The organism is Xanthomonas sp. LMG 12461, assembly GCF_009192935.1.
Taxonomy (GTDB): domain Bacteria; phylum Pseudomonadota; class Gammaproteobacteria; order Xanthomonadales; family Xanthomonadaceae; genus Xanthomonas_A; species Xanthomonas_A sontii.
The window spans coordinates 35,059-46,584 of record NZ_NQYT01000014.1 but is presented as its reverse complement, the minus strand read 5'-3'; the positions used below and the strand labels follow the sequence as shown (position 1 = coordinate 46,584).

Annotated in this window: 11 protein-coding genes; 4 read left to right on the top strand and 7 right to left on the bottom strand. The window is 70.4% G+C overall.

All coding sequences use genetic code 11. From position 1 onward, the window contains the following. From CEK68_RS03790 to sufT, 4 genes are all read right to left on the bottom strand, one after another. Window positions 1–1,357 (bottom strand): S8 family peptidase (locus tag CEK68_RS03790; RefSeq protein ID WP_193314096.1); only part of this gene is annotated, 1,357 nt, incomplete at its 3' end. Window positions 1,358–1,734: 377 nt separating this feature from the next. Beyond that, entirely contained in the window at window positions 1,735–3,507 is a 1,773-nt protein-coding gene (locus tag CEK68_RS03785; protein ID WP_152238583.1) for a S8 family peptidase, read from the bottom strand. A gap of 577 nt (window positions 3,508–4,084) precedes the next feature. Continuing rightward, window positions 4,085–5,185 (bottom strand): branched-chain amino acid aminotransferase, encoded by a 1,101-nt coding sequence (locus CEK68_RS03780; RefSeq protein WP_010341242.1) that lies wholly within the window; start codon window positions 5,183–5,185, stop codon window positions 4,085–4,087. Window positions 5,186–5,294: 109 nt separating this feature from the next. Further along, window positions 5,295–5,846: a putative Fe-S cluster assembly protein SufT gene (gene sufT / locus CEK68_RS03775; RefSeq protein ID WP_017909071.1), complete on the bottom strand. Its 552-nt coding sequence runs from the start codon at window positions 5,844–5,846 to the stop codon at window positions 5,295–5,297. Between the two features lie 105 nt (window positions 5,847–5,951). On the opposite strand from sufT, the gene CEK68_RS03770 reads away from it, so the two are divergent. Beyond that, the gene (locus tag CEK68_RS03770) at window positions 5,952–6,371 is read left to right on the top strand and encodes a hypothetical protein (RefSeq protein ID WP_150410383.1); all 420 of its coding nucleotides are present in this window, start codon (window positions 5,952–5,954) and stop codon (window positions 6,369–6,371) included. A 174-nt stretch (window positions 6,372–6,545) separates the two neighbouring features. Here the strand turns inward: CEK68_RS03770 and CEK68_RS03765 are convergent, their stop codons facing one another. Together CEK68_RS03765 and CEK68_RS03760 are read right to left on the bottom strand one after the other, a co-directional pair. Further along, a complete protein-coding gene (locus CEK68_RS03765) occupies window positions 6,546–8,015 on the bottom strand; it encodes an NAD(P)(+) transhydrogenase (Re/Si-specific) subunit beta (RefSeq protein WP_043095230.1) in 1,470 nt (489 codons plus the stop codon). Between the two features lie 104 nt (window positions 8,016–8,119). Further along, window positions 8,120–8,431, bottom strand: a complete 312-nt coding sequence (locus tag CEK68_RS03760; protein ID WP_017909519.1) for an NAD(P) transhydrogenase subunit alpha — start codon at window positions 8,429–8,431, stop codon at window positions 8,120–8,122. Between the two features lie 164 nt (window positions 8,432–8,595). Here CEK68_RS03760 and CEK68_RS03755 point away from each other — a divergent pair, with 164 nt between their 5' ends. The 3 genes from CEK68_RS03755 to CEK68_RS03745 are packed head-to-tail and all read left to right on the top strand — an operon-like array spanning window position 8,596 to window position 10,087. Continuing rightward, window positions 8,596–9,171: an RNA polymerase sigma factor gene (locus tag CEK68_RS03755; RefSeq protein ID WP_017909518.1), complete on the top strand. Its 576-nt coding sequence runs from the start codon at window positions 8,596–8,598 to the stop codon at window positions 9,169–9,171. Next, complete coding sequence (locus tag CEK68_RS03750) at window positions 9,168–9,581, top strand: hypothetical protein (RefSeq protein ID WP_043093053.1); 414 nt, start codon at window positions 9,168–9,170, stop codon at window positions 9,579–9,581. The genes CEK68_RS03755 and CEK68_RS03750 overlap by 4 nt, the downstream gene beginning before the upstream one ends. 5 nt (window positions 9,582–9,586) lie before the next feature. Next, the gene (locus tag CEK68_RS03745) at window positions 9,587–10,087 is read left to right on the top strand and encodes a DUF3106 domain-containing protein (RefSeq protein ID WP_026143493.1); all 501 of its coding nucleotides are present in this window, start codon (window positions 9,587–9,589) and stop codon (window positions 10,085–10,087) included. A gap of 304 nt (window positions 10,088–10,391) precedes the next feature. Here the strand turns inward: CEK68_RS03745 and CEK68_RS03740 are convergent, their stop codons facing one another. After that, window positions 10,392–11,471: an NAD(P) transhydrogenase subunit alpha gene (locus CEK68_RS03740; protein WP_017908585.1), complete on the bottom strand. Its 1,080-nt coding sequence runs from the start codon at window positions 11,469–11,471 to the stop codon at window positions 10,392–10,394. Window positions 11,472–11,526 lie beyond the last annotated feature (55 nt).

The window sequence follows — 11,526 nt, the reverse complement described above, 5'->3', positions numbered from 1 at the left end:
CATTGACCAGCCCTGCACCGCAGCCGGCGGTGCACGCCACCGGCAGCGGGCTGGCGGTGGCCTTCAGCCGGGCCTCCAGTTCCGCCGGCGTCAGCGGATTCAGCGCTGCCGACAGCACCAGCGCGGCGACGCCGGCCACGTGCGGCGCCGCCATCGAGGTGCCGCTGTAGGACGCATACGCCGGCGCCCCCGGCCCCAGCGTGCCGGTATTGAGCGTGGACAGGATGCCCTGTCCGGGAGCGGCAATGTCCACGCCCGCCCCATAGTTGGAAAAACTGGCACGGGCGCCGGCGGAGGTGGTCGCGGCCACCGCGATCACGTTCGGACAGTTGGCGGGCACGCTGCCGGCGACATTGCTGTTGCTGTTGCCCGCAGCGACGACGACGCTGGTCCCGCGCGCAACCGCACTCGCGATCGCCCCTGCCATCGTCGGCGAACAGCTTCCGGCGGCACCCAGCGACAGGTTGATGACCTGCGCCGGCGTCGGGTTGGCGGGAACGCCCGCGATGACGCCGCCGGACGCCCAGACAATGGCGTCGGCGACATCGGAGAGATAACCACCGCATTTACCCAGCACACGCACCGGCAGGAGCTTCGCGTTGAAGGCGACGCCGGCGACACCGGCGGCATTATTGGTGACCGCGGCGATGGTGCCGGCCACATGCGTGCCGTGCCAACTCGAACTCGCCGCCGGCGTACCGGCACCGCAGGTATTGGCGGGATAGCCATCGCCCGGATCGGCGGCGTCACGGTCGCGGCCGCCGCCATCGCCGGCCACCAGGGGATCGCTGATGAAGTCGTAGCCCGGCAACACGTTCGCAGCCAGATCCGGATGTGCGGTGATGCCGGTATCGAGCACTGCGACCACCACGCCCTTGCCCGTCGCCAGATCCCAGGCCGGGCGCACATTGATCGTCGCCGTACCGGTTCCGAACGCCCATTGTTGGGACAGGCCAGGATCGTTCGGGACCAGCAGGGGGCGCAACAGCACATCGACCTCCACGCGCGCGACGGCCGGATCGGCGGCCAGGCGCCGCATCAGCGTCTCCGCCTCGACGCGATCCAGGCTGCGATCGGCGGCGATGACGTCGGCACCGGTCGCCAGGCGCCGCAACGATGCCAGGCCGAGGGCACGGCCGCGCCGGGCCGGCAACATGCGCGCGGCCTCCGCCAGCGGTGCCGCGCGCGAGGCCAGCGCAGGCGCGGCGCCATCGCGATAGGTGACGATGAAACGCTGTGGATTCGGCGTCGTCGCCAGCGCCTGCAATCCGATCTCGCCGGCAGCGGCGGTGCCGGCGGCTGCCAGCAGCAAAAGGCACGCGGCGCTGCGCCGCCGAAGCACGCTGTACTTGAACATGAGACTCCCCCCGGGCTGTACACGTGGCGCAGTCGGCCGTCCACCGCGCAGGTTCGAACGTGGCGGTGCAGGCCGCGGCCACCGCGTACGCGACAGCCGCAGGACGGTCCTGCACCGCGGATAGCGGCAAGGCGCGGATCGGGTGGAGGGCGCAAGCGGCGCAATGTGCAGATCTGTGATCGGCGACGAGCCCGGCTGCGGAATGCATCAAGACGACCGGACCAGGGCGGCCGGACGCGGACGCGGCACAAACAAAAAAGCCCCGCGCCGAAGCGCGGGGCGACCGAGAGTGGCGGCGGCGGCGTCCTGGCCGACCGCTGCGATCCGGCACCGGGAGGTGCGCGGCGGCCATGGCGCGGCCGCCGCGACGGAGTGCCTCAGTAGTCGGCCTTCAGGCTGACACCGGAGAACGTGCTGTACGCCTTCACCCGCACATAGTAGGTGCCGGCCTGCGGGGAGTTGAAGGTGCAGCTCTCGTTGTTGCCGTTCTTGTACGGACGGCAGTCGTAGGCCGAGTCGGTCGGCGCGCTGCCGAAGCGCACGTACAGGTCGGCATCGCCGCTGCCGCCGGAGGTGGTGACCACCAGGCTGCTGGCGCCGGACGGCACCTTGACCGTGTAGTTCAGCGAGGAACCGCTGTTGGCGCTGAGGTTGGTGACCGCCACGCCATCCTGCAGTTCGTTGCTGCTGCCACCGCCACCGCCACCACCGCTGCTGCCACCGTTCAACGCCGCGGTGACCGCCGCGTTGGCGTCGAGCAGGCCGGCGCCGCACCCCTGCGAGCAGGAGAAGCTGGCCGCGGTGTTCTTGATGGTGCTTTCCACCTGCGCCGGGGTCAGCGCGGTCGGCGCCACCGACTGCATCAGCGCGACCACGCCGGCCACGTGCGGGGTCGCCATCGAGGTGCCGTTGTACGAGGCGTAGCTCGGGTTGCCCGGGGTGGTGGTGCCGTCGTTGAGCGTGGACAGGATGTTCGAGCCCGGCGCGGAGATGTCGATGCCCGCGCCGTAGTTCGAGTAGCTGGCCTTGGCCCGCGACGAGGTGGTCGCCGCCACCGCGATCACGTTGTTGCAGTTGGCCGGCACCGAGCTGGACACGTTGGTCGAGCTGTTGCCCGCCGCCACCACCACCGTGGTGCCGCGGCTGACCGCGCCGTTGATGGCGTTCTGGTAGGTGCTCGAGCAGGTGCCGCTGCCGCCCAGCGACATGTTGATGACTTCGGCCGGGTTCTGGTTGGTCGGCACGCCGCTGACGGTGCCGCCGGAGGCCCAGGTGATCGCATCGGCGATGTCGGAGGTGTAGCCGCCGCACTTGCCGAGCACGCGCACCGGCAGGATCTTGGCCTTGAACGCGGTGCCGGCCACGCCGGTGCCGTTGTTGGTGATCGCGGCGATGGTGCCGGCCACATGGGTGCCGTGCCAGCTGGAATTGGAGGCGGGCGAACCGGAGTAGCACTCGCCGGCAGCGGCCCAGTCGCCTTCGTCGGCCGGGTTGCTGTCGCGGCCGTTGCCGTCGCGCGCCGAATCCGCATCGCTGATGAAGTCGTAGCCCTGCAGGACGTTGGCGTTGAGGTCCGGGTGGCTGGTGATGCCGGTGTCGATCACCGCCACGACCACGCCGTCGCCGCTGGCCTTGTCCCAGGCCGAGCGCACGTTGATGCCGGCGTTGGTGGTGCCGAAGGCCCACTGGTCGCCCAGGCGCGGATCGTTCGGGGTCAGCGCGATGGTCATGCGCTGGTCGACCTCGACGTATTCGACGTTCGGGTCGGCGGCGATCTGCCGCATCAGCGTCTCGGCCTCGGCGCGGTCCAGCGGACGGCTGGCCTTGACCACTTCCGGACCCACCGCCAGGCGGCGCAGGCTGGTCAGGCCGAGCGCGCGGCCGTTCTTGGCCGGCAGCGCGGCGGCGGCCGACTGCAGCGTCGCGCGCAGCGCCGCCGAGGGCGCCGCAGCGGTGGCGGACGCGCTGGAGATGCTGACCGGCGCGGCATCGCGGGTCTTGACGATGAAGCGCTGCACGGTCGGCTCGGAAGACAGGCCGGAGAGGTTCACGTCACCGGCGAAGGCTGGGGTGGCCAACAGCAGGGAGGTGAGAGCGGACGCGCCCAGCACGACCAGCCACGGACGCTGGCGCGACCCACGATGCGACATTTCGGACATTCGGACTTCCTTTCGGTTGAGTAGCCGCCTGATGGCGGTGTTCCGCGCCGCACCGGTCCGGTCGAAACCTGAACCTGGCGTGCGTTGCGAGCCCGGTCGGATGGCGTGTTGCCGACCATTCATCGACGCTAGCTCAGTACAAGCGCGTATGGAGCAGGGTGTGACGGAAATCCGTTGTACAAAGCGAAGAAATGCAATGAACGTCGATGTCATAAAGAGAACTACACCTCATTTTTGCTGCGATGCAGCATGGAAAGACGCCAGACTCGGCAAATCAGGGGCAGATTTTTGGCTCCCGCGCGACACACGGGACAAGAAAAGGAGACAGTGGATACAGACGACAGAGGTCGCCTGCATGGCGGCGCCATACATCGGGACGGACACGGAATGTCCGGGGAGCGGACTCCCGGGAAGGCGCGATGCGGAGGCGGGGCGGCGACACATCGCACGCCCCGGCGCACCAGCGCGGACGTCGCCGGCGATGGTGACGCTGTCGGACCGTGCGCCAAGTGGCATGAGGTCCATTCGCCAGGGCAGCCGACAGCCGCCCCAGCGTTGGGCGCTCGGCTCAGCCCAGCCGCACCAGCCAGCCGTGGCGGTCGGCCACGCGGCCGTACTGGATGTCGGTGAGTTCCTGGCGCAGCGACAGCGTCACCGGGCCGGCGGGCGCGGTCAGGTCGCCGACCGCGAAGTCCTTGCCCTTGAGCTGGCCGATCGGGGTCACCACCGCGGCGGTGCCGCAGGCGAACACCTCGGCGATCTCGCCCGAGGCCACGCCGTCGCGCCACTCGTCGATGCTCACCTGCCGCTCCACCACCTGCATGCCGCGGTCGCGGGCCAGTTGCAGAATGCTGTCGCGGGTGATGCCTTCCAGGATGCTGCCCGACAGCGCCGGGGTGACCAGGCTGCCGTCGCGCATCACCAGGAACACGTTCATGCCGCCCAGTTCCTCGATGTACTTGCCCTCGACCGGATCGAGGAACAGCACCTGCGAGCAGCCCTGCGCCTGCGCCTGCTGCTGCGGCAGCAGCGAGGCGGCGTAGTTGCCGCCGCACTTGGCCGCGCCGGTGCCGCCCTTGGCGGCGCGCGCGTAGTCGGTGGACAGCCAGATCGCCACCGGCGCCACGCCCTTGGCGAAATAGGCACCGGCCGGGCTGGCGATGACGTAGTAGCCGGCCTTCTGCGCGGCGCGCACGCCCAGGAAGGCCTCGTTGGCGATCATGAACGGACGGAAATACAGGCTGGTCTCCGGCGCCGACGGCACCCACGCCGCATCGACCGCGATCAGCTGCCGCAGCGATTCCACGAACAGCTCCACCGGCAGCTCCGGCAGCGCCAGGCGCTGCGCCGAGCGCTGCAGGCGCTTGCCGTTGGCCTCCGGGCGGAAGGTCCAGATCGAGCCGTCGGCATGGCGGTAGGCCTTGATGCCTTCGAAGATCTCCTGGCCGTAGTGCAGCACCGAGGCGGCCGGATCCAGCGCCAGCGGGCCGTAGGCGCGCACTTCGGCGTCGTGCCAGCCCTGCTCGCGGCTCCATTCGATGGCGACCATGTGGTCGGTGAAATAGTTGCCGAAGCCCGGCGCGGCGAGGATCTGCGCGCGCGCCTCGGCGCTGCGCGCGGCGGTGGACGGGGTCAGGCGGAACTGCGTGGACGGCTCGGTAGCGGACACCGGGAATTCCTGTGGTAGTCGAGGGATGGCCAGGGCCGCAGCGTCGTGGCGACGGCAGCGGCGGCGCCCGATCGGGCTCCGTCGCGACGCGCGAGGCGTCGCGCGCGGGTCAGAGCATGCCGGTTTCCAGGCGCGCGGCCTCGGACATCATATGCCGGCCCCACGGCGGATCGAATACCAGCTCGACGTCGGCCTCGGCGATGGTCGGGATCATTTCCAGCTTGCTGCGCACGTCGTCGACCAGGATCTCGCCCATGCCGCAGCCGGGCGCGGTCAGCGTCATCTTGACCTCGACGGTGCGCTGGCCATCCTCGCGCGCATGCATGGTCACGTCGTAGATCAGCCCCAGATCGACGATGTTGAACGGGATCTCGGGGTCGAAGCAGGTGCGCAACTGCTGCCAGATCAGGGCTTCGACCTGCTCGTCGCCGGCATCCTCGGGCAGTTCCAGCCCCGGCGGCGGCTCCTTGCCGATGGCGTCGCCGTCCTTGCCGGCGATGCGGAACAGATTGCCCTCCACGAACACCGTGTAGCTGCCGCCCAGGGCCTGGGTGATATAGCCGTAGCTGCCGGCGGGCAGGGTCACCGCGTCGCCCTGCGGCACCATCACCGCGGCGCAATCGCGTTCGAATTGGACAGGTTCGCTGCTGCGTGAGTACATGGGGGCGATATGGGGCCAGGCCCCGCCGGTGCAAGTCGTGCAGTTTATCCGAGTGCGCGGGGCGCGCGCCGGAAGTATCCTGTACGCCTTCTCCGGGAACATCGAATGCCGCCTTCCTCCACGCCGGCCAGGCCCTCGCACTGGCTGTGGCCCCTGCTGCTCGCCATGGGCTGTTTCACCGCGCTGATCGCCTGGTTGCTGGTGGCGCTGTCGCTGGGTCGCCAGGCCGGCTGGATGGCCGTGGTGGTGGCGCTGGAGATCGCCTGGATGCTGCGTTTGGGCAACCTGCCGCGCGGCCCGCTGCGCATCGCCGTGGCGATGAGCGCCACGGTGCTGGTGATCGTCGCCGCCAACTGGGGTATCGCCGCCGCGCAGATGGGCGCGGGGCTGGGCCTGAACGTCTGGGATTCGTCGCTGAAGATGGGCGCCCACTACGCCTGGACCCTGACCCTGCTGGCCAACAGCCCGGGCGACCTGCTGTGGCTGGGCATCGGCGTGGCCACGGCGTATTTCAGCGCGCGCTGAGCACGGCCGGAGCGCGGCGGACGCCGCTGGGTGGCGATGATGATTGCCGCCTGATCACCCCCCGATCATCCGCCTTGGCCATGAAGCGCATCGTTTTTGTAGGCGCGCCCGAAGCCGCTCCTGCGCCCTGCGCTCGCTACGTCCCCCCTGCCCCGCCACTCCGCCCGCAACGGCTCAATGCCCGCCGCCATCCAGCGCCTTCAGTTCGCTGACCAGGGCGCCGGCCGCCTCGGCGCCGTCGCCGTACAGCATGCGGGTGTTGTCGGCATAGAACAGCGCGTTCTCGATGCCGGCAAAGCCGGTGCCCTTGCCGCGCTTGATGACGATGACGTTCCTGGAATTGACCACGTCCAGGATCGGCATGCCGTAGATCGGGCTGGCCGGGTCGGTCTTGGCCACCGGATTGACCACGTCGTTGGCGCCGATCACCAGCGACACGTCGGTGCTGGCGAACTCGGGGTTGATGTCGTCCATGTCGGCGATCAGGTCGTAGGGCACGCCGGCCTCGGCCAGCAGCACGTTCATGTGTCCGGGCATGCGCCCGGCCACCGGGTGGATCGCGAACTTGACCTTGACCCCGCGCTCGATCAGCCGCTGCGCCAACTCCCAGATCTTGTGCTGCGCCTGCGCCACCGCCATGCCGTAGCCCGGCACGATCACCACGCGCTCGGCGTAGGCCATCATCGCCGCCACGTCGCCGGCCTCGATCGGCTTCTGGCTGCCGGCGATCGCCTGCGCCTGGCCGCCGCCGCCGAAGTTGGAGAACAGCACGCCGCGGATCGGCCGGTTCATCGCCTTGGCCATCAGCCGGGTCAGCAGGATGCCGGCCGCGCCGACCATCATGCCGGCGATGATCAGCGCCTCGTTGCCGAGCACGTAGCCCTCGAAGGCCACCGCCAGGCCGGTGAAGGCGTTGTACAGCGAGATCACCACCGGCATGTCGGCGCCGCCGATCGGCAGCGTCATCAGCACGCCCAGGGCCAGCGCCAGCACGAAGAACAGCACGATCGCCAGCGGACTCAGGCTGATCGCGGCCCAGGCGCCCACGCCCAGCATCGCCACGCACACCAGCAGGTTGAACACCTGCTGCGCGGGGAACGTGACGCGCTTGTCCAGGCGCCCGTCGAGCTTGGCCCAGGCGATGATCGAGCCGGACAGCGACACCGCACCGATCGCCGAGCCGATCACCGCCAGCGCCAGCGTGGTCGCATCCGGCTGGCGCGCGGCCAGCGCGGCGATCGCGGCCTCGCTCCAGTGCGTGGTATCGCGGCGCATCAGGAACGAGAAGCGCAGCAGCTCCACTGCGCCGATCGCCGCCGCCGAGCCGCCGCCCATGCCGTTGTACAGCGCGACCATCTGCGGCATGTCGGTGATCGCCACCTTCTTGGCGGAGATCCACGCCGCGGCGGTGCCGAGCACGATCGCCAGCACGATCAGCGGCAGGTTGTGCAGACCCGGCAGCAGGAAGGTGGCGGCAGTCGCCAGCAACATGCCGAAACCGGCCCAGCGGATGCCGCTGCGCGCGGTCCTGGGCGAGGCCATGCGCTGCAGGCCGAGCAGGAACAGGGTGGCGGCGACCAGATAGCTGCTCTTGATCAGGATCGGCAACAGTTCCATCAGCACGCGTGCTCCGAAAAAGGACATCTGCCCGAGTGGCAGAAAGTACGAGAGGACGCTCGGCGCGAGGCCGAGCGGTGCCAGCAGGACGGCCACGGCCAGCGCCGCGGCGGTGCGCCGATGCCGCGCATTCAATCCTTCGCCTTGGTCTTGGAAGCGTCCGGCTTGCTGGACTTGAACATGTCCAGCATGCGCTCGGTCACCACATAGCCGCCAGCGGCATTGCCGGCGCCGAGCAGCACCGCGACGAAGCCGATGGCTTTCTCCAGGGTGGTGTCGGCATGCCCCAGCACCACCATCGCGCCGATCAGGACGATGCCGTGGATGAAGTTGGAACCGGACATCAGCGGGGTGTGCAGGATCACCGGCACCCGCGAGATGATCACATGCCCGGCGATGGCCGCCAGCATGAAGATGTACAAGGCCACGAACCCGTCGCTCATCGCACCATTCTCCCGGGCGCCGCGCCCGTCCGCCGCATCATAACCGCGTGCTGAACCGCTGTGCGATGCCGGCATGCGGTTGCGCGAAGGCCGCCAGGCCGGGCCGGTCAACCACGCCCGCCACCGCGCGTTAACCACGGCATCCCCCTGCCGGAAGCTAAGCTGTGCTGGTGAGCACGCCCGCCCTCGCACCGCCATCGACCGATGCCGACACCGAACAGCGCCCGCTGCCGGCGTCGCTGGACGCGTTCCTGGCCGAGATCGGGCCGCGCGCGTTCCGCTTCGCCGAAGCCGGACTGCGCCAGCGCGAGGACGCGCTGGACGCGGTGCAGGACGCGATGATCAAGCTGCTGGCCTATCGCGAGCGCCCGGCGCAGGAATGGACGCCGCTGTTCTGGAGCATCCTGCGCCGGCGCATCATCGACCTGCAGCGCCGCCGCACCTTCCGCCTGCGCTTCTGGGCGCCGACCAGCGAGCGTGACGCGGACAGCCCGCCGGACTGGGCCGACGACGGCCCCAATCCGTCCGAGCAGCACGAGCGTCGGCAGACCCATGCGCGGCTGGTGACGGCACTGCGCGCGCTGCCCGCGCGCCAGCGCGAGGCCTTCACCCTGCGCGTACTGGAAGAGCTGGACGTGGCCACCACCGCACGCGCGATGGGCTGCTCGGAAGGCTCGGTAAAGACCCATCTGTCGCGCGCCCGCGAGGCGCTGCAGAAACATCTGGAGGACGTCCGATGACATCCGATCCCACCCGCCCGGCGGATTTCGACACGCAGATGCGCGCCGTCCACCAGGCCGGCTTGCAGGCCCTGCCCGCGCCGACCCTGGCGCGGCTGCGCGCCGCACGCCAGCAGGCCAGCCATGCGCACGCGGCGCCAAGCCGGCGCTGGGGCTGGCTGCTGGCGGCGGTCCCGGCGCTGCTCGGCGCGGCGCTGGGCGTGCATCTGCTGCTGCGCCCCGCACCGTCGATGCCGACCACCACCACCGCCAGCGTCGCCACCGCCACTGCCTCGACGACCGTCGCCGCGACCGCCTCGGTGCGCGCCGGCGCGGCCGCCGACAGCGACCAGGCCGCGACCGCGATGCTCGACGAAAATCCCGACCTGTACCTGTGGCTGGGCTCCGATACCTCGCTGGCAATGGAATGAACCCGATGACTCGCCTGATCCGTCTCTCCCTGGCGCTGACGCTGCTGGCCGGCACTGCCGTCCCGGCGGCCTTCGCCGCGCCGCCCCCGCCCGGGCCGCCGCCACCGCCGAGCGCGGCCGACCGCGACGACGACTCCGGCCCGCCGCTGCCCGACTGGGAACACCTGAGCCCACAGCAGCGCGAGCTGCTGATCGCGCCCCTGCGCCAGCGCTGGAACGATGCCCCGCAGCAACGCCGACGCATGTTCGAGCACGCGCAGCGCTGGCAGTCGATGACCCCCGAGCAACGCGACCGCGCACGCAAGGGCGCCCGCCGCTACGAGGACATGACCCCGCAGCAGCGCGAGGAGGCGCGGGTGCTGTTCGAGCGCATGCGCACGCTGCCGCCGGACCAGCGCAAAGCGCTGCGCGACCGCTGGGAAGCGATGACGCCGGCGCAACGCGCCGCCTGGATCCGTGCCAATGCCGGCCCGGACAACCTGCCGCCGCCGGATGCTGCCAGGTAGGCGAAATGCGGCGCCGGTTCAAGCCCGATGCGCATGGCGCGCGCGCCCTCGCCTCGTCGTGTGCGGCGCATGGAGTTCAGCGCCGCAGAAATCGCCTCGCAGGAGCGGCTTCAGCCCCCACGGCGTTCCCGGTGAACCCGGTCGCGGCTGGAAGCCGCTCCCACGGGACACTTCCGAAGTCGCGCTCCAGTCACGACGCGGCGTTTTCGGTAGCGCCCGTCGCAGCTGAAGCAGCTCTTGCACGGGCTCACCTTGCCCGCAGATCAGCGCCGCCCGAGCCGGCGCCCAACCATCGCGGCCGCACTCACGCCGTCCAGCGCGTCTTCGCCAGCAGCTCGTCGTTCCAGTCGTAGGCGATCGCGCCGTCCTTCAGGAACAGGGCGACGAAGTTGTAGACGTTGCGTGCGTACATCTCGCTCGCATGCACCGCGCCCATGCTGGCCAGATCCAACGGCCCGGCAATGGTCACGCCAGCGTGTTCGATGGTCTCGCCCGGTCGGGTGAGCTCGCAATTGCCGCCGGTCTCGGCGGCCAGATCCACCACCACGCTGCCCGGCTTCATGCCGGCGACCATCGCCGCGCTGAGGATCTTGGGTGCCGGCCGTCCCGGCACCGCGGCGGTGCACACCACCACGTCGATGCCCTTCAGGTGCTCGGCCAGGCGACGCTGCTGCTCCGCGCGCTCGTCGTCGGTGAGTTGCCGCGCGTAGCCGCCCTCGCCGGCGGCGCTGACCCCGAGATCGAGGAACTTGCCGCCCAGCGACTCGATCTGCTCGCGGGTTTCCGGGCGCACGTCGAAGCCCTCCACCTGCGCACCCAGGCGCTTGGCGGTGGCGATGGCCTGCAGGCCGGCCACGCCGGCGCCGACGATCAGCACCTTGGAGGGGCGGATGGTGCCTGCCGCGGTGGTCAGCATGGGGAAGAAACGCGGCGCCAGCTGCGCGGCGATCAGGGTCGCCTTGTAGCCGGCCATGCCGGCCTGCGAGCTGAGCACGTCCATCGCCTGCGCGCGGGTGGTGCGCGGCAGCCGTTCCAGCGGAAAGGCGACCAGTTGCCGCGCCTGCAGCGCCGCCGCGCGCGCCGGATCGGCCTGCGGCTGCAGGATGCCGACCACGCCGGCGCCCTCCTTCAGCTGCTGCAGCGCCACCGCCGGCAGCGGCTGCACGCACAGCACCAGATCCGCCTGCGCCGGGCTGTCGGGATCGGCCAGGCTGGCGCCGGCGGCCAGGTAGGCCGCATCGACGAAGCCGGCCGACACGCCGGCCTGCGGCTCGACCCGCACCTGCGCGCCCAGGGCGACCAGTTTCTTGACCGTCTCCGGCGTCGCCGCCACGCGGCGTTCGCCCTGCGCCGATTCCTTCACCACCAGCACCTGCACTGCCATGCGATTCCCCGTGCCTTGCCTGTCGTCCGCGCCGATCCTACAGCGTCCGCACGCC

Coding starts and splice junctions, on each gene's coding strand:
- CEK68_RS03760 (WP_017909519.1), bottom strand. CDS start 8,431: ATGAGCGACGGGTTCGTGGCCTTGTACATCTTCATGCTGGCGGCCATC.
- CEK68_RS03740 (WP_017908585.1), bottom strand. CDS start 11,471: ATGGCAGTGCAGGTGCTGGTGGTGAAGGAATCGGCGCAGGGCGAACGC.
- CEK68_RS03765 (WP_043095230.1), bottom strand. CDS start 8,015: ATGTCCTTTTTCGGAGCACGCGTGCTGATGGAACTGTTGCCGATCCTG.
- CEK68_RS03745 (WP_026143493.1), top strand. CDS start 9,587: ATGACTCGCCTGATCCGTCTCTCCCTGGCGCTGACGCTGCTGGCCGGC.
- sufT (WP_017909071.1), bottom strand. CDS start 5,846: ATGTACTCACGCAGCAGCGAACCTGTCCAATTCGAACGCGATTGCGCC.
- CEK68_RS03785 (WP_152238583.1), bottom strand. CDS start 3,507: ATGTCGCATCGTGGGTCGCGCCAGCGTCCGTGGCTGGTCGTGCTGGGC.
- CEK68_RS03770 (WP_150410383.1), top strand. CDS start 5,952: ATGCCGCCTTCCTCCACGCCGGCCAGGCCCTCGCACTGGCTGTGGCCC.
- CEK68_RS03750 (WP_043093053.1), top strand. CDS start 9,168: ATGACATCCGATCCCACCCGCCCGGCGGATTTCGACACGCAGATGCGC.